Annotated in this window: 19 protein-coding genes; 12 read left to right on the top strand and 7 right to left on the bottom strand. The window is 33.6% G+C overall.

Annotated elements, in window-relative coordinates; translation table 11 throughout:
* Window position 1 precedes the first annotated feature (1 nt).
* Window positions 2-238: a hypothetical protein gene (locus PQO00_RS13670; RefSeq protein WP_274185405.1), complete on the bottom strand. Its 237-nt coding sequence runs from the start codon at window positions 236-238 to the stop codon at window positions 2-4.
* Window positions 239-375: 137 nt separating this feature from the next.
* On the opposite strand from PQO00_RS13670, the gene PQO00_RS13665 reads away from it, so the two are divergent.
* From PQO00_RS13665 to PQO00_RS13610, 12 genes are all read left to right on the top strand, one after another.
* Window positions 376-2328 carry a peptidylprolyl isomerase gene (locus PQO00_RS13665; protein ID WP_274185404.1) on the top strand — a complete coding sequence of 651 codons (1953 nt, stop codon included), beginning with the start codon at window positions 376-378 and terminating at the stop codon, window positions 2326-2328.
* 35 nt (window positions 2329-2363) lie between these two features.
* Window positions 2364-3188, top strand: a complete 825-nt coding sequence (locus tag PQO00_RS13660) for a peptidyl-prolyl cis-trans isomerase (RefSeq protein ID WP_274185403.1) — start codon at window positions 2364-2366, stop codon at window positions 3186-3188.
* A gap of 49 nt (window positions 3189-3237) precedes the next feature.
* Window positions 3238-4602 carry a peptidylprolyl isomerase gene (locus tag PQO00_RS13655; protein ID WP_337992848.1) on the top strand — a complete coding sequence of 455 codons (1365 nt, stop codon included), beginning with the start codon at window positions 3238-3240 and terminating at the stop codon, window positions 4600-4602.
* Between the two features lie 4 nt (window positions 4603-4606).
* A complete protein-coding gene (locus PQO00_RS13650; protein WP_274185401.1) occupies window positions 4607-5560 on the top strand; it encodes a MoxR family ATPase in 954 nt (317 codons plus the stop codon).
* Between the two features lie 602 nt (window positions 5561-6162).
* The gene (locus PQO00_RS13645) at window positions 6163-8433 is read left to right on the top strand and encodes an aconitate hydratase (RefSeq protein WP_274185400.1); all 2271 of its coding nucleotides are present in this window, start codon (window positions 6163-6165) and stop codon (window positions 8431-8433) included.
* Window positions 8434-8590: 157 nt separating this feature from the next.
* Window positions 8591-9364, top strand: a complete 774-nt coding sequence (mazG, locus tag PQO00_RS13640) for a nucleoside triphosphate pyrophosphohydrolase (RefSeq protein ID WP_274185399.1) — start codon at window positions 8591-8593, stop codon at window positions 9362-9364.
* 220 nt (window positions 9365-9584) lie between these two features.
* Window positions 9585-12062: a T9SS type B sorting domain-containing protein gene (locus PQO00_RS13635; protein ID WP_274185398.1), complete on the top strand. Its 2478-nt coding sequence runs from the start codon at window positions 9585-9587 to the stop codon at window positions 12060-12062.
* A gap of 347 nt (window positions 12063-12409) precedes the next feature.
* Entirely contained in the window at window positions 12410-12847 is a 438-nt protein-coding gene (locus PQO00_RS13630) for a GNAT family N-acetyltransferase (RefSeq protein ID WP_274185397.1), read from the top strand.
* 23 nt (window positions 12848-12870) lie between these two features.
* Window positions 12871-13062, top strand: coding sequence for a hypothetical protein (locus PQO00_RS13625; protein ID WP_274185396.1), 192 nt, complete (start codon window positions 12871-12873; stop codon window positions 13060-13062).
* A 34-nt stretch (window positions 13063-13096) separates the two neighbouring features.
* Window positions 13097-13903 carry a pyrroline-5-carboxylate reductase gene (gene proC, locus PQO00_RS13620; RefSeq protein WP_274185395.1) on the top strand — a complete coding sequence of 269 codons (807 nt, stop codon included), beginning with the start codon at window positions 13097-13099 and terminating at the stop codon, window positions 13901-13903.
* Between the two features lies 1 nt (window position 13904).
* A complete protein-coding gene (proB, locus tag PQO00_RS13615) occupies window positions 13905-14675 on the top strand; it encodes a glutamate 5-kinase (protein WP_274185394.1) in 771 nt (256 codons plus the stop codon).
* A gap of 12 nt (window positions 14676-14687) precedes the next feature.
* Window positions 14688-15887: a glutamate-5-semialdehyde dehydrogenase gene (locus PQO00_RS13610; RefSeq protein WP_274185393.1), complete on the top strand. Its 1200-nt coding sequence runs from the start codon at window positions 14688-14690 to the stop codon at window positions 15885-15887.
* Between the two features lie 531 nt (window positions 15888-16418).
* Here the strand turns inward: PQO00_RS13610 and PQO00_RS13605 are convergent.
* The 6 genes from PQO00_RS13605 to PQO00_RS13580 all read right to left on the bottom strand — a co-directional run bounded on the left by PQO00_RS13605 (window position 16419) and on the right by PQO00_RS13580 (window position 24578).
* Window positions 16419-18932 carry a DUF349 domain-containing protein gene (locus tag PQO00_RS13605; protein WP_274185392.1) on the bottom strand — a complete coding sequence of 838 codons (2514 nt, stop codon included), beginning with the start codon at window positions 18930-18932 and terminating at the stop codon, window positions 16419-16421.
* A 107-nt stretch (window positions 18933-19039) separates the two neighbouring features.
* Window positions 19040-19780 (bottom strand): shikimate dehydrogenase, encoded by a 741-nt coding sequence (locus PQO00_RS13600; RefSeq protein WP_274185391.1) that lies wholly within the window; start codon window positions 19778-19780, stop codon window positions 19040-19042.
* Window positions 19773-20792, bottom strand: a complete 1020-nt coding sequence (locus tag PQO00_RS13595) for a DUF368 domain-containing protein (protein ID WP_274185390.1) — start codon at window positions 20790-20792, stop codon at window positions 19773-19775. The genes PQO00_RS13600 and PQO00_RS13595 overlap by 8 nt, the downstream gene beginning before the upstream one ends.
* Window positions 20792-21712: a DUF368 domain-containing protein gene (locus PQO00_RS13590; RefSeq protein WP_274185389.1), complete on the bottom strand. Its 921-nt coding sequence runs from the start codon at window positions 21710-21712 to the stop codon at window positions 20792-20794. Before PQO00_RS13590 ends, PQO00_RS13595 begins: the two co-directional genes overlap by 1 nt.
* 133 nt (window positions 21713-21845) lie before the next feature.
* Window positions 21846-23234: a lipopolysaccharide assembly protein LapB gene (locus PQO00_RS13585; RefSeq protein WP_274185388.1), complete on the bottom strand. Its 1389-nt coding sequence runs from the start codon at window positions 23232-23234 to the stop codon at window positions 21846-21848.
* A 162-nt stretch (window positions 23235-23396) separates the two neighbouring features.
* A complete protein-coding gene (locus PQO00_RS13580; RefSeq protein ID WP_274185387.1) occupies window positions 23397-24578 on the bottom strand; it encodes an aspartate aminotransferase family protein in 1182 nt (393 codons plus the stop codon).
* Window positions 24579-24580: the final 2 nt, after the last annotated feature.

The raw sequence follows: 24580 nt of genomic DNA, 5'->3' as shown, positions 1-24580 counted from the left end.
TTTAGACACTATAAACCTGGCCACGGTGTGGTTTTAAGGCATCTCTTAGAGGTTTCATTTTATTTTCCTCAACAACTAAAAAGGCTATAGCATGTGTCTCATTTAAACTTTCAATACCGGTAATAGAAATATTTAGGTTTTCTAATTGAATGTATTCTTTTAAATGAATCTCATGGTGTTGTGCTATTTTAGTAGCATTGGGGCCGTAAAAATCCCAAATAAGCTTTAATTTGCGCATAAAAAAGAAACTAATAAATGGAACCAAATATAATCTAAAAAAGCGTAATAAAAGCCTTTTTTAATCGTTTGTAAAACAACTTGCAATATAGGTTTATATTACTATTTTTGTAAACCATTGAATAATTTTTCACTCACATGCCATTAAGATCTTTAGTTACTTTTTTGTTAATCACATTCATATTAAATGTTAAAGCACAATCTGTTCAGGAAGATGTTCTTTTTTTTGTTGACGATACGCCTGTTTACACATCGGAATTTTTACGGGTTTATAATAAAAACCTTGACTTAGTTCAAGATGAGTCCCAAAAGGATGTTGATGAGTATTTAACACTTTTTACCAATTATAAATTAAAGCTAAAAGAAGCGAGAGCTTTAGGGCTTCACGAAAAGCCGTCATATAAAAGAGAATTATCCAGTTATAGAAAGCAATTAGCGAAAAGCTTTATGACCGATGCTAAGGTTACCGATGCTATGGTAAAGGAAGCTTATGAACGTATTTCCTATGATATAAAAGCAAACCATATTTTAGTAAAGGTTGATGAAAACGCAAGCCCAGAAGATACACTTGCAGCCTATAATAATATTTTGAAACTTAGAGACAGGGCTTTAAACGAAGGCTTTGAAGTTGTTAGAAAAGAAGTGCACAACGGACAAACTGTTTTTGGAGAAGCATTAGGTTACTTTTCTGGCTTTAGGATGGTGTATAAGTTTGAGACTGCTGCTTTTAATACCAATGTAGGAGAGATATCAAAACCTTTCAGAACACGTTTTGGATACCACATCGCTTATATTTTGGATAAGCGAAAATCGAGGGGGGAGCGTACCGTGGCGCATATTATGATCACTGAAAAAAGTGCAGGAGCTTTAGACGAAGCATCGGAAGCAAGAATTCAAGATATCTATAAAAAAATAAATCAAGGAGAGGCCTTTGATGTTTTAGCAAAACAATTCTCAGAAGACAAAAGTTCTGCATCTAAAGGCGGTGTACTAAAACCTTTTTCAAGCGGACAATTAGGCTCGCAAGCATTTGAAGATGTTGCTTTTGGTTTAAAAAATGTTAATGACATATCAGAACCTTTTAAAACTAAATATGGATGGCATATTGCTAAATTAATTGCAAAAAAGCCAGTACCGGAATTTGAAGCTATCAGGCCAGAATTAGAAGGGAGGGTAAAACGAGATGATCGCTCTAAACTAATTGATGAAGCCTTATACACATCATTAAAAACAAAGTATCATATTGAAAAGGAACAACCAGCATTAAATTATTTTGAATCTATACTTAATGATGACTATCATAAAAGAACATGGCGGTTACCAGGTGATTTTAGTAAAGATAAGCCTTTGGTTAAAATTGGTAAGAAACAATTTTTGTATAAAGATTTTGGAAGCTATTTATTAAAAACACAAGGAAGAGGCACACAAAAAACATCATCAAGATCACTTGTTTTAGAAAAGTACAAAGATTTTTTAAACAGTAATTTAGTAAAATATCGTGAAGATAATTTGGAAACCGACAACGAGGAATTTTCTCACATTATTAATGAATATAGAGATGGTTTGTTACTGTTTGATTTAATGGAAACCACCATTTGGAATGCAGCTAAAACAGATTCCATTGGTATTCAGGATTTTTACAAAGCGCATAAAAATAAGTACGTTTTGCCCCAACGAGTGGATGCTGTGGTAGCTTCTTCATCAAAGCAGAAAATATTAAGAAAAGTAGCCAAACTATTAGACCAAGGGATGCCGTTAGACCAAATAAAAAGACTCGTAAATAGTAATGATAAAATAGAAGTGATGTTTACTTCTGGTATTATGGATGCAGAGCATCAAGCGCTTCCTAAATCTTTTCAATTTAAAAAGGGGATTTCAAGGATGTATGCTCATAATGGTACTTTCGCGATTGTTCAAGTTAAAAATGTATTGCAAAAAACGCAACAAACCCTAGAAGAAGCCAAGGGAACAGTTATAAGCGATTACCAGGTCTTTAAAGAAGAAAACTGGCTAAAGGATTTGGCTAAAAAGTATAAAATTAAGATCAATCAAGAAGCTTTAAACAAAATAAAGGAACAAATTAAAAAATAAGGAAGTAGGTGAGGGACAAAATCATTATATTTTTTATGTTGTTAACGGTATTATCATGTGATTTTTTTAAAAAAACAGATGAGCAGATTCCTATTGCAAGAGTAAATGAATCCTATTTGTTTTACGATGATATTAAGGATTTAGTATCTGATGGGACATCAAAAGGGGACAGTACGCTTGTTGTGCAGAATTTTATTAATCGTTGGGCAACACAACAGTTATTAGTAGATGGTGCCATACTTAATTTAAGTGAGCAAAAGCAAGAAGCGTTCAATAAATTAGTGAATCAATATAAAAACGATCTATACACAAAAGCATATATAGAAGCTTTAGTAAAAAGAAGTATAGATACCATAGTCAATAAAGAAGAAGCTCAAGATTATTATGATAGTAATAAAGAAGTTTTTAAATTAAATGAAGAACTTCTTAAATTTCGCTACATCCACGTAGATGAAAATATTATTAACTATGAAAAGATCAAAGAAAAGTTTAAACGTTATAATGATGAAGATAAAAAAGAATTAGACTCTATATCCATACAGTTTAAGTCCTATTCTTTAAATGATTCTATATGGATAAAATTAACTCAAATAGTTGATAAAATTCCAGTAGTTACTTCCGAAAATAAAAATCAACTGTTAAAAAAATCTAATTTTATACAACTCAAAGATTCATTAGGAGTATATTTGATGCAAATTAATGATGTTTTATTGAGAAATGATAATGCTCCGCTTGAGTATGTTAAACCTACCATAGATCAAATAGTTATTAATAATAGAAAATTGGAGCTTATTAGAGAATTAGAAAAAGACATAACAAAAGATGCCATTAAAAACAAACAATTCGAAATTTACGATTAATTTGAAACATATATCAGTTTTATGCATAGCTTTACTAGTAGTAAATGTTATGTCTGCACAAGAAATTATTGAAGAAGAAGCAAAAAAAGAAGTCGTTAAAAAAGTAGATTCAACGCTTGCGAAGAATGCTAAAAAAGTAGATGGTGTTGCCGCTGTTGTAGGTGATTATATTATTTTAGATTCTGATGTGCCAAGAGAAAGAGAGCAAATAATAGCAGCTGGTGGTTCAGTAGAAGGTGTTACCAATTGTCAATTATTAGGGAAATTACTAGAAAACAAATTATATGCACATCATGCCATTCAAGATAGTATTCAAGTATCTGATGCAGAGGTTAGGCAAGAAGTTGAATATACGATTCAGCAATTTTTGCAACAAAAACCGGATATAGACGAGCTTGTTAAATTTTATAAGCAAGAAGATGAAAAAGGCTTAAGGGATTATATCTTCGAAATTATTAAGGGCAATAAGCTTTCTGGCAAAATGCAGGCTAAAATTGTTGAAGAGATTGAGATCACCCCAGAAGAAGTTCGTACATTTTTTGATAAAATACCAGAAGATGAGCGCCCTATTTTTGGTACAGAACTTAAAGTAGCTCAAATTGTTGCAAAGCCAAAGGTATCTGAGGAAGAAAAGCAAAAAGTGATTGATAGGTTAAAACAATTTAAAGTAGATGTGGTTGAAAATGGCGCCAGTTTCCGTTCAAAAGTGGTGCTTTATGGGCAAGATCCAGGCATGAAGCAGTCAGGGTATATTTATACATTGAACAGAAAAAAGCCTAAGATGGTAAAAGAATTTAGGCAAGTTGCTTTTTCACTTCAAGAAGGGGAAGTGTCCGATCCTTTTGAGACAGAGTTTGGTTATCATATTGTATATTGTGAGAAAATAAGAGGCCAGGAATACGATGTCAGTCACATTTTGTTATTTCCAAAAGTGTCGATTGAAGCTGTTAAAGAAGCTAAAGAGCGTTTAGAAAAAGTAAGGCAACGTATTGTAGATGGAGATATTACGTTTGCAGATGCGGCAAGAGAGTCGAGTGACGAAAAAGAAACTCGCGGCGATGGAGGGCAACTTATTAACCCAAGAACTCAAGATTACAATTTTGATCTAACAAAAATGGGACCGGAACAATATGCCCAGATTCAAAATTTAAAAGATAACGAAGTGAGTCAGGTTCTAACTGAACAAGATCGTAAAGGAAATGTTTCGTATAAGATAATGAGGGTTACAGATAGAATAGACGAGCATGAAGCTAGCTATGCAAGAGATTATTTAAAAATAAAGGAATTAGCACTTACCGAGAAAAAAATTAAAGCTATTGAAAAATGGCAAGAAGAAAAGATATTAGATACATATATAAAAATTAGCGGATCATATAGAGATTGTGAGTTTTCAGGTAATTGGTTAAAAAAGTAAGAATATGTCTGATGTAGCTGCTATTGAACAATTTGTAAAACAATATAAAGATTTAAAAACTGAAATCGCGAAGGTCATTATTGGACAAGATGATGTTGTGAATCAAATTTTGATCTCTATATTTTCAGGAGGACATTCATTACTTATTGGTGTTCCTGGCTTAGCAAAAACCCTCATGGTGAATACCATTGCACAAGCATTGGGATTGGATTTTAAGCGTATCCAATTCACTCCGGATTTAATGCCAAGTGACATATTGGGGAGCGAGATTTTGGATGAAGACCGTCATTTCAAATTTATTAAAGGCCCCATTTTTTCGAATATTATCTTAGCAGACGAAATTAATAGAACCCCACCAAAAACGCAGGCGGCCCTTTTAGAAGCTATGCAAGAAAGAGCAGTTACCGTTGCTGGACATCATTATAAATTAAGTTTGCCATATTTTGTTTTAGCAACTCAAAATCCTATTGAACAAGAAGGCACTTATCCATTGCCAGAAGCTCAATTAGATCGTTTTATGTTTGCGATCAATTTAAATTACCCCTCTTTTAAAGAAGAAGTAGAAGTCGTTAAAGCTACTACTTCAGACACTCAGGCTAAAGTAAATGCTTTGTTTTCGGCACAGCAAATAATCGATTTTCAACATCTTATTCGTCGTATTCCAGTTGCAGATAATGTGATTGAATATGCGGTTTCCGTGGTAGGGAGAACCAGACCTAACGGAGATGCTGCTACAGATTTGGTTAAAACATATATAGATTGGGGAGCAGGACCCAGAGCTTCTCAAAATTTAATTTTGGCAGCTAAAACACATGCCGCTATTAACGGTAAATTCTCTCCAGATATTGAAAATGTTCAGGCTGTAGCGAAGAGTATTTTAAGGCACAGAATCATAAAAAATTATAAAGCCGAGGCCGAAGGTATCACAGAAGAAGATATCATTAAAAGTCTATTTTAAATTCTTATACATTGAGTCTATCGATGTATAGCTAAGTCGCTATAAAATGGCAAAGAATATTTAGAAATAAAAAATAGAAGTTCAAGGCAAAAAGCGTAGGCATAGCCTAGTTCAATGTCATTAAGTTAAGGCCGTAATGTCAGTCTGAGCCTTTCGGCTTTTAGATTACGACACAGTCTGTGAGCGTAGCCGAAGTACTCAATGTGACAAAAAAAAGAACAAATTACCTTAACTTAATGACATTGAACAAAGGCTATGATTGAATTTTCTATCTTATCTGAACAAAATATAATTCAAATTATTTATAGCTCATTTTAAATAATAATTGGTATTATATCATTTATCGATTTTTTTTTTGAAAGCCCAATAACTAAATTAAGAGGTTCTAATTTTATCAAAAAAGATTTATTTAATAAAAAAGCTTATTGAATTATCAATTTTATTCAAATTATAGTGATAAAACGTAAACCATATTAATTAATAATGTCACTATAACAAATTAATATTATCAGGTCATGTATTACATCGTTTATTTTTAAAACTTTGTTTTTATTTTGTAATTTGCATGACTTTTAAATTAACTGATACTTAAATTTTTTTTTATGGCATTTGACATCGATATGATCAAAGGTGTATACACCAAAATGACTGAACACGTTGATAAAGCACGTGAAATAGTAGGGAAACCATTAACACTTTCTGAAAAGATTTTGTATTCCCATCTTTGGAATGGTAATCCTACGAAAGCATTTGTAAGAGGAAAGGATTATGTGGATTTTGCACCCGATAGAATAGCGTGTCAAGATGCAACAGCTCAAATGGCATTATTGCAATTTATGCAAGCAGGGAAACCTAAAGTAGCCGTGCCTACTACGGTGCATTGTGATCACTTAATCCAAGCGAAAGAAGGTGCTGCAACAGATTTAAAACATGCTAACTCGGTAAGTAGTGAGGTATTTAATTTTTTAGAGTCTGTTTCTAATAAATATGGGATCGGTTTTTGGAAACCAGGAGCTGGGATTATCCACCAAGTGGTTCTGGAAAATTATGCATTTCCAGGAGGTATGATGATTGGTACAGATTCCCATACAGTAAATGCAGGAGGTTTAGGAATGGTCGCTATTGGTGTTGGAGGTGCAGATGCTGTAGATGTGATGGCGGGTATGGCTTGGGAATTAAAGTTTCCTAAACTAATAGGAGTTAGGTTGACCGGTAAATTATCTGGTTGGACGGCTCCAAAAGATGTTATTTTAAAAGTAGCTGAGATCCTAACCGTAAAAGGAGGCACTGGAGCTATTGTTGAATATTTTGGTCCAGGTGCAACCTCTATGTCTTGTACTGGAAAAGGGACTATTTGTAATATGGGAGCAGAAATTGGAGCGACCACGTCAACATTTGGTTATGATGATTCTATGGAACGGTATTTGCGTGCCACAGATAGAGCAGATGTTGCAGACGCTGCAAATAATGTAAAGGAATATTTAACGGCCGATCCGGAGGTATATGTAAATCCTGAGCAATATTTTGATCAGGTTATCGATATAAATTTATCTGAATTAGGCCCTCTTTTAAATGGTCCTTTTACGCCAGATTTATCTACTCCAGTAGGTTCGGCAATGACCGAGAAGGCAAAAGCTAACGATTGGCCATTAAAAGTGGAATGGGGCTTAATAGGTTCGTGTACAAATTCTTCTTATGAGGATTTGTCGCGTGCATCTTCCATTGCACAACAAGCTTTGGATAAAGGTTTAAAAACAAAAGCCGAGTTTGGTATCAACCCAGGGTCGGAACAGGTACGTTACACTGCAGACCGCGACGGTATTCTTGAAGTTTTTGAAAAGTTAAACGCTAAGATATTTACGAATGCTTGTGGGCCATGTATTGGACAATGGGCCAGATATAGTGATCCGAAAAATGCACCAAAAAACAGTATAGTACATTCATTTAACAGGAACTTTGCTAAGCGTGCCGATGGTAATCCAAATACACATGCGTTTGTGGCTTCACCAGAATTAACAGCCGCTATAGCTATTGCCGGTCGTTTGGATTTCAACCCACTCAAGGATAAGCTTATTAATGAAAACGGGGAAGAGGTTATGTTAGATGAACCTACAGGATGGGAGTTACCACCAAAAGGTTTTGATGTAAAGGATAATGGATATTTAGCTCCTGAAGCAGATGGTAGCCATGTAGAAGTAACTGTTAATGATGACTCTGAACGTTTACAGTTATTAACTCCTTTTGAACCTATTGGAGGTTCGATTAATGGAGCAAAACTATTAATTAAGGCGTTTGGCAAATGTACTACAGATCATATTTCTATGGCAGGACCATGGTTACGTTTTAGAGGGCATTTAGATAATATTGCTAATAATACGTTAATAGGTGCCGTAAATGCTTTTAATCAAAAAACAAACTTTGTTAAAAATCAATTAACGGGCGATTATGGAGGTGTGCCAGATGTACAACGTGAGTATAAAAAAGCAGGAATTAAAACCATAGTCGTTGGCGATCATAATTATGGAGAAGGATCATCCCGTGAGCATGCTGCGATGCAGCCTAGACATTTAGGTGTTGCTGCAGTTATTGTAAAATCATTTGCACGTATTCATGAAACAAACCTTAAAAAACAAGGTATGTTGGGCTTAACCTTTGCTAATGAAGCAGATTATGATTTAATACAGGAAGATGATACGTTTAATTTCTTGGATTTGAATGAATTTGCACCTGATAAGCAATTAACTATTGAAGTCGTTCATGCTAATGGCAGTAAGGATCAAATAAAAGTAAATCATACATATAACCAGCCTCAGATAGATTGGTATAATGAAGGATCTGCTTTAAACCTAATAAAAAAACAAAATGCAGTATAATTACTGCGTTTTATTTATAAAAAATCCAGCTTTAAAGCTGGATTTTTTGTTTTGTCTTAATTGATAAAATTATTTATAATCGTATTTTTACTAAACTTGAAGTTTCCATTAAAATTGGTATTAAATAAAAATCAATAATTCTTTATTAACACTATATATGAATTCCAGAGCAACCCAACTAAAAGCCTTTGATAGATTGTTAACTATCATGGACGAACTTCGTGAACAATGTCCGTGGGATAAAAAACAAACTATGGAAACATTACGGCATTTAACCATTGAGGAAACATACGAGCTAGGAGAAGCTATTTTGGATAATGATCTGGATGAAATAAAAAAGGAGTTAGGGGATGTGTTGTTGCACATTGTTTTTTATTCAAAAATAGGAAGCGAAACGAATGATTTTGATATCGCGGACGTTTGTAATGGTATTTGTGAAAAGTTAATTAGCAGACACCCACATATCTATGGTGACGTTAAAGTTGAGAATGAAGAAGATGTAAAACGAAATTGGGAAAACTTAAAATTAAAAGAAGGCAAAAAAAGTGTTTTAGAAGGCGTCCCTAAAAGTTTACCTGCATTAGTAAAAGCAAATCGAATACAAGAAAAAGTAGCAGGTGTTGGTTTTGATTGGGAAGCCCCTCATCAAGTTTGGGAAAAAGTAGAGGAAGAATTGGCAGAGTTTAAAGCTGAAGTACAATCTGGGAATCAAGATGCGATAGAAGGTGAATTTGGAGACCTTATATTTTCCATGATAAACTATGCCAGGTTTTTAAATATAAATCCAGAGAATGCTTTAGAGCGTACTAACAAGAAATTTTCTAAACGTTTTCAATACCTGGAAGAAAAAGCTAAAGCACTTAATAAACCTTTAAAAGATATGTCTTTATCAGAAATGGATGTTTTTTGGGAAGAAGCTAAATTGTTATAATTTTTAAGACGATTTGCACAGAAAACTTCTATTAAAAAGGTTTTGATATTTTAAAAATTTTTAGAGAATATACAGAAAAGGACAGTTTTATTCATAGATAATTGATAAACAATAAAGTATTGACATTTCATCCTTTTAAATTATCATTTGGTGTATAAAGTTGATTAATCAAAAATATATTTTTTTAAATTGTATGTTTTAATTATCAACTATTAAATGGATGTTTCGTAAAATAAGTACTTTGCTAATGCTTTTGGTCTTTTTAGCTATAGCTAATAGCAGTGCACAAAATATAGCCCCAACCTTATCGGCAACAGGAAACCAAATATATTGTCCTTTAAACCCAATTAATATAGTTACCGATTTTAATATTGTTGACCCCGATGATACGGGAATTGATGCATTATTTGTCCAAATATCGACAGGATATCAGGCAGGGGAAGATATGTTGGTACTAACAGGAACCCATTCAAATGTTTCAACATCATGGAATGCGCTTGAAGGAAAGCTAACCTTAGAAGGAAATACGGCTGGTCCTGTTAGTTATATTGATTTAATAGAGGCAGTAAAAGATATTGAATTTCAAAGTACCAGTACACGTTTGTTGGATAAGTCGTTTTCTATTACTATAGGAGATGTTAATTATTTGCCTTCTACAGGCCATTATTATGAGTATATACCTGCACTGGGCATTACCTGGACGGATGCAAAAACAGCAGCAGAAACAAAAGAATATTTTGGGCTTAAAGGTTATTTGGCGACAATTACGTCTCCGGAAGAGGCCCAATTATCAGGAGAACAAGTTGCTGGAGCTGGATGGATAGGGGGCAGTGATGCAGAAACCGAAGGCGTTTGGAAATGGGTAACCGGACCTGAAAATGGTACGGTGTTTTGGAATGGTTCAATTAATGGGTCAACTCCTAATTATGCTAATTGGAATATAGCGGAACCTAACCAGGCAGGAGACGAAGATTATGCCCATGTAACAGATCCAAGTGTTGGAAGAGCAGGTTCCTGGAACGATTTGAGCAATACAGGAGCTGATTCTGGGGTTTATCAACCAAAAGGTTATATCGTTGAATATGGTAGTCCTTCCGAGCCTACTCTTGATATATCTACAAGTACAAGTATTTCCACAGCTAGTATTATTGCCAGTCAGGGAAGTTCTAGATGCGGAAGTGGATCACTTAATATGACGGCGACAGCTTCTCCGGGAGCTACGGTGCTTTGGTTTGACTCTGATTATGATCCTGTTTCTCCTGGTACGCAATTGGGTACGGGAAATTCTTTTACTACGCCAACAATCAACGCTACGACAACATATTATGCATATGCGTCCATTAACGGGTGCATAGTAGGCGATAGAACGCCGGTTCGTGCAGAAATTTTACCAATTCCAACTATTTTATCTGTTGATGGAGAAGTCGTTTGCGAATCAGGTTCTGGAGTTTTAAGTGCTGTACCATCGTCTGGTGATGTTAATTGGTATTATAATTTAAATGACGTGATCCCTTTTTTTACGGGAAATACATATACCACACCAGTACTTTCCAGTTCAACTACTTATTATGTTGAAGCAGAAAGAACGGCATTATCTGGTTGCAAATCACCAACTAGAACACCAGTTACTTTAACTGTGCAAAAAACACCGACTCCAACGGCTAATGTGTCGCAAGTTTTTTGCGATATTGATACTGCTACAATTTCAGATTTAGTTGCTACTGGAAATGCTATTAAATGGTATGTAACAAGTACTGGTGGCGTGCCGCTAGGCATTACTGAAGCGTTAACTGATAACACGACCTATTACGCAACCCAAACTGTTAACAATTGTGAGAGCATATTAAGGTTTGCTGTTCATGTAGAAATTTATGAAACAGTGAAAGCGCTTCAACCAGCAGATACCCCTATTTTATTCGAATGTGACACAAATGCAGATGGAGACAACACAAACGGTTTTTCTACTTTTGATTTAACCCTAAGTGAAGCTATTCTGTTAAATGGTAAAAATATGGCAGATTTTACTTTTTCTTATTTTATAGATAGCGCTTATACTGTTCCAGTACCAATGCCATATAACGTTTTTGAGAATACCATTAAGGATAACCAGACCATATATGTAAGGATTTCAAATAATATTGATAACAGTTGTTATACAGATACCTCGTTTACGATTGTTGTACCTCTTAAAGCATCTATCGATATGGAAGATGTTACCATTGTAGAGCTGTCCGATAATAATAGCATCACAATTAATATTGAAAATAATAATTTAGGTAATGCCGTATATGAATTTGCTTTGGATGATGAATTTGGAGCTTATCAGGATGAACCTTTTTTTGACCGGGTAGAGGCTGGGCAGCATACTATTTATGTTCGGGATAAAAATAAATGCACTACTGTTAAATTAGATGTATTTATTCTTGGATTCCCTAAATTCTTTACCCCTAATAATGATGGGAAAAATGATACATGGCAAATAAAAGGCATCGAAACAGATTTTTCTAATGCCTCGGTTGTGAACGTTTATGACAGATACGGTAAATTAGTTAAGCAACTAAATGCTAAAAATGGTAGATGGGATGGCACATTTAATGGTAACCAATTACCAACGTCAGACTATTGGTTTGTTGCACAACTTATAGACCATACGGGTGTTAAACGTATTTATCGTGGACATTTTAGCCTCATTAATTGATTTTTGAAATTTTGTTTAACTTAATTTGTAATTATCTTAACAAACGTGATTTGCTATTAAACCTCGTTTTTCGTAAGTTTGCACCATGGGAAAAAGAATTCATGAAAGGCGAAACAACAGAATCTTCAATTTTAATTTTTTGGTTTTTAGAAACCAATCGGATAAATTCATTCCCCCTGCTTTATAATAAATAAGCTTCACTACTACAAAGACATTTTTTATGCCTTATTGAATAATTATCTGTTTACTTATTACAAGTTAAGCATTTAATCAATCATATTTAATTAACTTTTTGGGTTGTATCTATTATCTAAGTTTTATAGGTAGAACTTATATTATATCATTTAATGACTATAAAAACCTTTGATGCTTTTTCTAGGCTGTCGATTATTGACATAAACCGTATTACAAATTTTTTATATGAACATTCAGGAGAGTTTAGAGATACAAAGACTGCCATACGAAAGGCTGTTATGTATGCAGCAAAAGAACTTCCGGGTTTAGGCGGTTATGTATTTGTTATGGAAAATAAAAATGAAATATTAGGAACTGTGGTAGTGAACAGAACGGGTATGAATGAATATTTATCAGAAAACATATTGGTTTATTTGGCTGTTAAACAGAATTTTAGAAAGAATGGTATTGCCAAGAAATTAATCGATCATACCATAAGGTATTGTAAAGGAGACATAGCTATTCATATTAACAAGCAGGATCCTGTTATAAAATTATTTGAAAAACTAGGGTTTAAGGCAAGAAATATAGAAATGAGATTAGAGAGATAATAATCAATTACAAAAAACAAACAATGACTATTTTAAACATAAAAAGAAAAACAAAATACGAAAAGCGACATACGGTCAAAATGGGCGAACTAACCACTAAAGTGACATATATAAAGAAATATTTATTCGGGTTACCTATAAAAACACTTCACAAATACCGTGAAACTTATTATGGAGAGGTTAAAGATTGTAACGACTGTATACTCTTTGTTTAATCGATAGAATTATTAATTAACTAAAATATATTAAATGAAAGTATTGGTGATTGGTGCAGGTAATATGGGGCTTACGTATGCTCAAGGGATGTCGAAATCTAAACTTCTTAAGAAGAAAAACATTATGGTATTGGACAATTCCGAAGAAAAATTAGAGGCACTTAATCAAATGTCGCATTTTGATGCATTTAATGAGTTGGATGCGTGTATTCCAAAGGCAGATATTATTTTTATTGCAGTGAAGCCACACCATTCCGAAGGTGTGTTTAAAGCTATAAAAAAATTAGTAAACCCCGAACAAATTATAATCTCTATTATGGCTGGAGTTTCAATCGCTTACATAAAAGAAACCACAGGACTGAAAAAAGTAGTTAGAGCGATGCCCAATCTACCAGCTCAGATAGGGAAAGGTCTAACATCTTATGTAAGGTCACCTGAAGTCTCAAGAATTGAAATGTTGACTGTTGAGAGTTTATTGGACACAACGGGAAAATCTGTTTGTGTATCTAATGAAAAGTTAATAGATGCTTCTACTGGAATTTCGGGTAGTGGCCCTGCTTATGTATTCTATTTTATGCAAAGTATGATGGAAGCTGCATTACAAATGGGCTTTTCAAAAAACGATTCTACAGTATTAGTGGGGCAGACTTTTACAGGAGCTGTTGAGCTTTTCAATCGATCTAACCTATCACCTAATTCATGGATGGAAAAAGTCGCTTCTAAAGGAGGGACTACACGTGCAGCTTTAGATTCTATGGAAGATAATAATGTAAATGAACTAATAAAGGAAGCTGCCTTTGCCGCATTTAACCGCGCAGTAGAATTGGGTAAAGAATATTAAAATGTGTAAAGAAAGAATAGTTATAAAAGTTGGTACAAATGTTATGACCAACAAGGATAATAGAATAGTCAGGCCTGTTTTAAGGCGATTAGTGAAACAGATAGCAGAACTTTATGAAAGAGGTATTATAACCGTTTTGGTGTCTTCTGGCTCTGTCATAGCGGGAAAAGAGGTTTTAGGTAATTCAAAAATTAAAGACAGGACCCAAAAGCGTCAAGTATATTCTGCTATAGGACAGCCAAGAATGATGCGTCTTTACTATGATATTTTTCATGATTATGGAATGAAATGTGCTCAGGTATTGCCTACAAAACGAGATTTTAGCCCTGGGGTTCACAGACAGAATATGGTTAATTGCTGTGAAGGGTTATTGTCTGAAGGCGTTATTCCTATTGCCAATGAGGACGATGCTGTATCGGTAACCATGTCTATGTTTTCAGATAATGATGAACTTGCGAGTTTGATCGCTCAACTAATAAATGCAGATAAACTTATTATTTTAACTGATATTGATGGACTTTATAACGGACACCCAGATGCAGATAGTAGTGATTTAATAAAAAATGTAGCCCCAGAAGAAGACTTAAACAAGTATATCAAAGATAGTAATAAAGCAGAAGAAAAAGGAAGAGGGGGCATGGGGTCAAAATTAGATTATGCACAACAGGCAGCTTCTAAAAATATCCCGACTTTTATTGCTAATGGGAAAAATGACAATACTATTATTGATATTATAGATGGAAAATCGGTTGGTACAAAAGTATCGCTTTAACAAAAAATGAAGATGGAATTATTATCAGAGAAAGTAAAGAATAGTGTTTTAGAAAGCATGGCAAACCTATTAAGGGAAAACCAAGAACTTATATTAGAGGCCAACAGAAAAGATCTTGAGCTTTTTAATAAAGAAGATCAAGCCATGTACGATCGTTTAATTTTAAATAGTAAGAAAGTAGATGGTATGATTACTGCCATTGAAGAAGTAAAAGCACAGGATGATCCTGTAAATAAAACGATAAGCAATAACAAATTAAGTAATGGATTGGAAGTTATAAACAAAACAGCTCCTTTTGGAACCATTATGATTATTTACGAGTCAAGACCAGATGTCACTGTAGAAGCCTCAGTTCTTGCTTTTAAAGCCAATAATAGAATTTTGCTTAAAGGTGGTAAGGAGGCATTACATAGTAATACTGCTATTGTAAAATTGTGGCACAAGGCACTTGAAGAAAATAATTTAAGCACAGATTTTATTAAAATGTTGAACATGAACAGGCAAGAAACACAAGCTTTTTTAAAGAACCCTGCGGAGCCCCTTGATCTCATTGTGCCAAGAGGTGGCGAGCAATTAATAAAGTTTGTAAAAGAACATGCTAAATGTGCTGTTCTGGTAAGTGGTCGAGGGAATAACTTTTTATATGTTGATGAAAAGGTAAACTGGAAACAAACAATAGAAGTCATTATTAATGCAAAAACCCACAAAATATCAGCTTGTAATGCCATTGATAAAATATTGATTAATAAAAACATTCCAGATTATGGGAGTAAGGTCAAAGAACTAAATACCATACTTAGAGAATATGGTGTAGAGGTTTTGGTTGATTATAAAACTAAAGAACTACTGGTCGATGAAAAATTAATTGAAGACCCTTCCATTTGGTATGAGGAATTTCTGGAAATGAAATGCTGTATCGGAACAATTAATTCAATTGATGAAGCTATTAAAATGATAAACGAGTTTTCTGGTAAACATTCTGCAACTATTATGACTACAAACGATGAAGCAGCTAAAGTCTTTATGGAACGAGTAGATTGCGCGGTTGTTTATCAAAATGCATCCACAAGATTTACTGATGGTGGACAAATTGGAGCAGGAGCAGAACTGGCGATTAGTACAGATAAGTTACATCATAGAGGGCCGTTAGGACTTAAAGAACTTGTAACTAATAAATACTATGTTTTTGGAGCAGGGCAGGTAAGAGTTTAGGATTTTTTGTCTTATCGATTGTTTTTCAATTATTTAGACCTGACAGGTCTGAGCTGTAAATATAGCTAAATCAATCTTTGGCTATATTTAAAAAAAGGGTTCAACCCTAAAAAGTTGAACCCTCGATAATTTTTATATTCAATAGGAATTATACCAATTATTACTCAAAATAACCCATATAATTTGTTTAGTTCACTATTTTTCATTTTAAAAATAGGAGTTCATGAATCTTCGATTTCTATTTCGCTCATATTTCAATATAAAACATGTGCTCAGCTTGACTGGGTATAAAACCATAACAAAGGCTCAATGTCATTAAGTTAAGGAAATTTGTTCTTTATTTGTCACATTGAGCGCAGTCGAAATGCTAATAAAAACTAGAACTCCAATTGGTCTTCGACTGCGCTCAGACTGACATTACGGCCTTAACTTAATGACATTGAACAAAGGCTATGATTGAATTTTCTATCTTATCTGATCAAAATATAATTCAAATTATTTATAGCTCATTTTAAATAATAATTGGTATGACTAATAGAAATCCTTAATTTTTTGGAGTTTACTTTTCCAAAGTTTTAGGGATTCTTTATGCGTTTTAATATTTTGATGAACTTCTTTTACAAGCGGGTTGTCATCGTTAACATTTGTAAAAAACTGTAAATTATTTTCTAGTTGATTGATTTGACTTTTTACTTCATCGATCTTTTTACGAATAAAAGAACGTTCATTATCTAAATTTCTGTTGTCATCATCAGAAGTATTCATGTGGTCAAGTTTGTTTTCAAACTTGATCATTTCAACTTCATTTTTATCCATATTTAAACTTGCGAGTAAACCATCAATAGTCTTTTGAAATTTACCTTCAATGTATCGTTTGTCATTTGGTACCCTTCCAAAGGTTCTCCATTGCGTAATTTGTTCTTTTATAATCTCTAGATTCTGATCTTTATTATCAGTTAATTTTAAATCTTTAAGTGTATTTAAGAAATCGTTCTTTTTATTGAAAGCATCTATGTTTTCTTGATTTGCAGAATTTCTTTTAGCATGTAACTTGTCAAAGTAACTATTGCATGCAGATTTAAATTGCTTCCAAATTTTATCACTGTCTTTTCTAGGAACGTGGCCTATTTTTTTCCAATCACTTTGGATTTTCTTCATTAAAGGCGTTGTTGCTTCAAAATCTTCACTGTCTTTATTATCTTCTGCTATTTTAATTAAATCTAATTTTTGTTGGAGATTTTTATACTGTTCTTTTTTAAGCCCTTTATAAAAAGCATTTTTACGCCTATTAAAAGTACGTACAGATTCCTTAAACTTGGCCCAAGTACTTTCATTTAATTTTATGGGAACCTTTCCTGCATTAAAAAAGGCATTACGCTGCTCTTCAATTTCCTTGATTTTCTTTTGCCAAGCGTTATGGGATTTATATTCTTGTGCATTGATAGCATCAATGTTGGCTATGATTTCAAGCTTGATCTCAAGATTTTTTTCGTAAACTTTATCTATTTCCTGATAGTAAATTTGTCTTCTGTCATTGATAATTTTTGTTGCGGCCTTAAAGCGTTCCCAGATTTCCTCCCTATGTTCTCTGGCTACGGGACCAAGCTCTTCTTTCCACATTTTATGTAATTCTTGTAGCTCCCTAAAAGCCCTCATAACATTGTCATCTTGAGCTAGCTCTTCAGCGCGGTCAATAATCATTAACTTTTTTTCTAAGTTATGTTTAAAGTCTAGGTCGCGCAGGTCCCTATTTAAATGCAAGAAATCGTAAAACATCTCTACATGGTGATGGTAACTATTCCAAGCGTTATTATATTTGTCTCTTGGAATAGGGCCAGTTGTACGCCAGCGTTCCTGTAACTCTTTAAAGTGTTTGTAGGTCGTGTTTATATTTTCTTCAACATTAATTAAGCCTTTTAGCTCTTCAATAATCTCTAATTTATTTGCTAAATTTTGCTTTAAGTTCTTTTCTAAGCCTTGGTAATGTTCATTTAGCCTTTTTCGATACTCTTTATATGCCGTTTTAAATCTTTTTTGAATGGGAGAAGCGTAATAAAAATCTATTTCGTTGCCACCATCATTCAAAAACTCTTCTTTTTTCTCGTCTATTAGTGCTTGAAATTTGCTTTTAAACACAGCATTTATATTATCTACATGAGATTTTATAGCCTGTACTTTTTCATTTTTTAAAAGCTTTTCCAATTCAATAGCAAGTGCTTCTAAAGACATCGTATCGTATTCTTTAACTTCAATAGTATGCCTTTCTTTGTTACCTTCGTCTTCAGCATCTTCGGCATTGGATTCTTCTATTTCATTGATAACCTCATCATCTTTTTCATCTGTTTTTGAAGTTTTGCCTGCTGCTGTATCTTTCTCAGCGCTTTTGTCTGTATCTGGAGTTTCAATATCTTTATTAGTAACATCATCGGCCTTTTCATTGGCATTAACCGCTTCCTCAGAATCAACAGGAGCTGCCTTTTGAGTGTCATTTAACTCTAATGAAGGATCGTTGGTCAAATTATTATCGGATTGACTTGCGGGTGGATTGCCTTCGTTGCCATCTTCTGTTTCTATAGTTTTGGCTTCGGCAGTTTCCTCAACAACATTTTTGTCTGTATCTGGAGTTTCAATATCTTCATTAGTAACATCATCGGCCTTTTCATTGGCATTAACCGCTTCCTCAGAATCAACAGGAGCTGCCTTTTGAGTTTCATTTAACTCTAATGAAGGATCGTTGGTCAAGTTATTATCGGATTGACTTGCGGGTGGATTGCCTTCGTTGCCATCTTCTGTTTCTATAGTTTTGGCTTCGGCAGTTTCCTCAACAATATTTTTGTCTGTATCTGGAGTTTCAATATCTTCATTAGTAACATCACCAACTTTTTCGTTGGCGTTAACTACTTCCTCAGAGCCGACAGAATCTGCCTTTTGAGTTTCATTTAACTCTGATGAAGGATCATTCGTCAAGTCCTTATCGGGTTGACTTGTGGGTGAGTTATTTTTGTTACTTTCTTCCGTTTCTTGTAGTTTATCAATATCAGACATTATAAAAAATGTTAAGGTTCATCAAATTACTTTCGACTTTAAAGATACTAACAAGTCTTATTAATTACAAAGATTAAGAAGGGGTTTTAATTATTGTAAGATAGCTCTTACCGTAAATTCCATATGGACCAAGCTTTTTCTGCCTGCAATTTTAACATATTAAGTCCATTGATTGTTACTGCCTTATTTTGCTTACCCAGTTTTAAGAATTTAGTTTCTTCAGGATTATATATTAAATCAAATAAAATATGATGGCTTGTTATAGATTGATATGGAATATTTGGACAATCATCAATATTGGGAAAAGTGCCTAGTGGGGTACAATTTATAATTATTTGGTGTTTTTTAATGTCCGCTTCAGTGAGGGAATTATAAGTAAAACCAATGCCTTCGGACTGTTTTCTTGAAACATATTGAAAAGAAATCCCTAACTTTTTTAAGCTATAGGCAATAGCTTTGCTTGCGCCTCCTGTTCCTAAGATCAAGGCTTTTTTATGCTGTGATCTTAAAAAGGGGGCTATCGTTTTTTTAAAGCCATAACAATCTGTATTATAGCCTACTAGTTTTCCTTTTTTAGTAATTTTTATAGTGTTTACGGCTCCTATGGCCTTTGCTTTTTTATTTACTTTATCAAGATATGGAATAACGGTTTCTTTATATGGTATGGTAACATTTAAACCCTTTAAATTTGAAGTGTTTTTTATTATGGATGGGAATAAATCGATGGTTTCAATATCGAAGTTTTCATAGGTTGTATTTGCTATTTTTTCGTCTTCAAATTTCTTTTTGAAATATGCTCTTGAAAAGGAGTATGATATATTTTTACCTAAAAGACCTAATTTATTCATGTTTTTTTCTAGTTTTTTGACCGTACCATTCTAAGGCTAATACTATAGCAATTCCAAAAAGAACAAATGCTATGGCATAATAGGTTTCTGTATTTAATTCTGGAATGAAACGCTTATAATTTTCTATTATTTTTTGACCTGTCGAATCTAATATATAATCACCATCAACAGTCATTTTATATATTGTTTTTTTCCAGGGCCACACAACACCTAGAGATCCAATAATAAAGCCTATAATGGTAGATGTTGTGATATTTTTATAGTGTTTTAAAATATAGCTTAGAACATGGGAAAAAGTGACTAAGCCTGTTACAGATCCTAATGTAAAAACGGTTAGCACTTTAAGCATTCTTATACGTTCTATATTATTAATAAAGGTGAAATCCCCCCCTAAAACTTCATAGAAGGTATCATAAAGAGCATTTACCGAATCTACTAGTAGTAAGACATAATTACCAAGTAAAATAAGTATGAAAGAGCCAGAAAACCCTGGGAGTGTCATACCAGATACACTTATAATACCGCAAAAAAACACAAACCAAAGATTGTCGTTTTCTTTCGCGGGGTTAAAAAAGCTAATACTTAAGCCCAATATGATTCCTAAGGCCAGAGAGCTGTAAGTTTTATAATTCCAACCTCTAAAATCTTTGTTGATATAATAAACAGAGCCTATAATCATTCCGAAGAAAACACTCCAAACATAAAGCTCATAGTGCTTTATTAAGTAATCCAGAACTTTAGAAATACTAAAATAACTAATGATCATCCCTAAAAAGAGAAGGCTTAAAAAGCGGCCATTTATGTAATTAAAAAAACTTTTAAATCGGCCATTAATGAATAATTTGAAAGCTTTGCCGTTTACTTTTCTAAGTGAATAGATAAACTCTTCGTAAAAACCAGCAACAAAGGCAACAACACCTCCAGATACACCAGGAACTTTATTGGCGGCTCCCATACCCAATCCCTTTAGAATAAGGAAAATTTTATCAGTAAATGTTCTGGTGCTTTCCATTATTGTTTTTTTGAACCTACTTTTTCTAAAATGAAAATAGTTAAAAAACCAATAATTATTAAAATAATAGCAAACAAAAGTTGGTTTTCACCATTGAAAGAAAGCGGAGAAATACTTTCTTGTAAAATAGGTGTTTTTATGCCTTTGGAATTAGTATGCCATGTTATGGTTTCTTTCCATGGCCATACTTTATTTAACGATCCAAAAATAAAACCGGTAAGTAATGCTAATGTAATATTGTGATAATGTTTGAAAAGCCATTTTAAAACATGGCTAAAACTAAGTAAGCCTATAATAGCGCCACTGGCAAAAATCAATATTTTTTTTATGTCCATGTCATGGATGGCATCGCTAAGTGCTTTGTAAGCTCCTAAAATAATTAATATAAAAGATCCTGAAATCCCTGGCAATATCATGGCGCAAATAGCAATAGCCCCGGCAAAAAATAAAAATAAAGGACTTTCATTTGTCGATAAAGCAGGAAGTCTTGTTATGTAAAATGCGATACCAGCACCAATAGTTAAAGCTACGACTACAGGTATATTCCATTTAGAAATTTGTTTTCCAATAAAGTAAATACTAGCCACGATTAATCCGAAAAAGAAAGACCAAATTAAAATGGGATGATTTTCTAATAAATATTTGGCAAGTTTCATAAACGACACAAAACTTATTATAATACCCAATGCTAATGCTAGTAAAAAGTTTCCATTTAATTGTGTCCAAAAAGCTATTGGGCCTTTAGAGAAAAGCGTTTTAAAAAGAGATATATTTATATTGCTAATAGACGAAATCAATTCTTCGTAAATACCAGAGATAAATGCTATAGTCCCACCTGAAACCCCTGGAACCGCATCTGCTGCTCCCATGGCTAACCCTTTAAAAGAAATTATTAAATAATCCGTTAAGCGTCTTTGCATTTTATAATTTTTAAGTTAAAATCAAAGGTATACATTTTAACCAAATTATGCATTAGAAAATCCCGTTTGCCAGACGACTAGGGATTACTACGTTAAGCATCTTTAAAAAGAAGGAAAAAGAAAGGATGCTGGCTTAAAGTTTTGGTTTAAGTAGCTTTTTTACTAATATTCTATTAGAAACTTCAGGAAAAAGCTCTTCGATTATAAAAGCATATTCCTCGTTAGAAAGGATGCCGTTTTTTAAATGAAATATGCCTTTATCATTTTCATTTAAGGTAAGGTATAGCCCAGCCAAGCGATATTCCAATTCAGCGTTTTCTGGATAAAATTCCAAAGCTTGTTCAAAATTATAAATGGCGGCTTGTGGTTCACCAAGTTTAATCAATAAATCGCCCCGAGACAACCATGTATTGAGCTCATAATTCCCTAACTCTAAAGTTCTTTTGAATCCACGTTCTGCTTCTTCATAAAAATTGAGCCGTTGGTTAATTTGTGAGTACAACTTCCAATAGATAACATTTTCTGGGTCTATATTAATAGCTTTGTTTATATAATATAACGCTTTTTGGTATTTTTTTTGTCTGTTATAATACTTTGTTATGGCTATCCACCCTTTATCTAATAAAGGATCCTCGTGAACCGTTTTGTAATAATACTGAACCGCTAAGTCATCATTTTTTAACTTTTCATAGCAGTTACCTATCCTTAACAAGGCAAAAGAAGTGGGCTCGTCCAGTTTTAAAGAGATGCTGTAATTTTCAATGGCATCTTCATAACGTTTCAACGCTTCAAGTACTTTCCCTCTTTCAAGATATGCCCCTACAAATGTATCGTCGGAGATTATAGCAAAATCAAAGGCAGCTAATGCCTTCTTGTATTTTTTAAGGGTGTAGTATTGTTTGCCCAATTGATGCCATGCTACTTCACAATATGGGTTTTTGTCTAGGAATACGTTTAAATAAGAAATGGCTTCTTCATTTTGATTTAGATACTCAAAGCAATATATAATATTGTAAAGAGAAGAATAATCTTCCAAATCTTCTTCTAAACATTTCATGAAATACATTTTGGCATTTTCAAATTGGTCTAAAAAAAGATATTCCATACCAATTAAAGAATATATGTCAATCACATCATCTGTAAGTTCTAATGCTTTTTTCAATACATCTATAGCTTGTTGATGCTCATCCTTTTTTGATAATATATTGGCTTTTTGAATGTAGATTTCCTCATTCATGGGATCTAAGCTATAGAGTTCATTTAGTAAAGCATCTGCTTCAATTAGCTTGTCTTCGAATACATAAACTTCAACTTTAAAAAGTCTTAGATTAATAGAGGTGGTGTGCTGGCTTAAACCTAATTTTATAGCTTTCTTTGCCAAAGCTATTTTACCATGATTTAGATAGTGGTGAATAATGTTTTCGAACTCTTCAGAATCAAAGAACAAAACATGATTTGTTTTTAACATCGATTCGAATTTTGATAGCGGCAAATTGTTGTTGTCATTATGACTAAACTCCATATAGCACTTTTGTAAGTTTCTACTTGAATAAATTTAAGCTTCTATATTGTCTTTATGCAATAGATTAAGCAAATGTTTTTAACAAAGTAATCAACAATCATACCTTTAGGCATGGTTTTAAAAGTTTTTTACTTTGATTTACAGGTGGTTAATGGCGTTTGATTAGTTCTGGAAGGTATTTAAAACCTTTATGATTATTGAGCACCCCTTAGTGATTTCTTCATTTGAAATGGTCAAAGGAGGCGTAATTCTTACTGCCTTAGGTTCAAAAAGGAGCCAAAACAGGATTAAACCTTCTTCCTGACATTTAAGAATTAATGCATTTGTTATTTCCTCTGAAGCGGTTATCAAGGCCAGCATGAGACCTTTTCCTCTTATCTCTTTAATTAATGGGTGGACTAATAGTTTACGAAAAACAGTTTCTTTTTCTGAAGCTTGATGCATTAAGTTACTTTCTGTGACTTCTCGTAAGGTTGCTAGGGCAGAGGCTGCAATAACTGGGTGACCGCCAAAAGTCGTAATATGCCCTAATTTAGGATGATCTTGTAATAAATCCATAAGTTTGCTTGATGCTGTAAAAGCACCTATGGGCATACCGCCGCCTAAACCTTTACCGGTAACTAAAATATCTGGAATGCAATGATAATGTTCAAATCCAAATAATTTACCTGTTCTGCCTATTCCTGGCTGTATTTCATCTAAAATTAAAAGAGCTCCAACGGCATCACAACGGCTTCTTACTTTTTCTAAATACCCCTTTTCTGGTTCTATAAAACCAGCACCACCTTGTATGGTTTCTAGAATAACGCATGCTGTTTTGGTAGTGATGTACTCTAAATCGGTTTCATTATTAAATGTGATGAATTGCACGTTTGGGAGCAATGGCCTAAAGGCTTGTTTTCTTTCTTCAAACCCCATGACACTCATCGATCCCATGGTATTACCGTGATATGCTTTATGTGCTGCTATCATTTCACTTCTACCAGTAGCACGTTTTGCTAATTTAATGGCCCCTTCTATGGCTTCTGTACCAGAATTGGTTAAATATGTTTTTTCTAAAGGGCTGGGGAGATTATTAGCTAATAATTTAGTGAGTTCTACCGCTGGCTTTTGGATATATTCCCCATATACCATGACATGTAAATAGGTGTCTAATTGGTTTTTAATGGCATGGACAACTTTAGGGTGATTATGTCCTAAAGGACAAGCTGATACGCCTGCAACAAAATCTAGATATGCTTTGTTGTTGGTATCATAAATATAGGAACCACAAGCATGGGAAATTTCCAGAGCTAATGGATGCGGGGTTGTTTGTGCTTGATATGTGAAAAAATCAGACCTCATTA

The organism is Flavivirga sp. 57AJ16, assembly GCF_028736925.1.
Lineage (GTDB): Bacteria > Bacteroidota > Bacteroidia > Flavobacteriales > Flavobacteriaceae > Flavivirga.
This window is presented reverse-complemented; position numbering and strand designations above follow the sequence as displayed.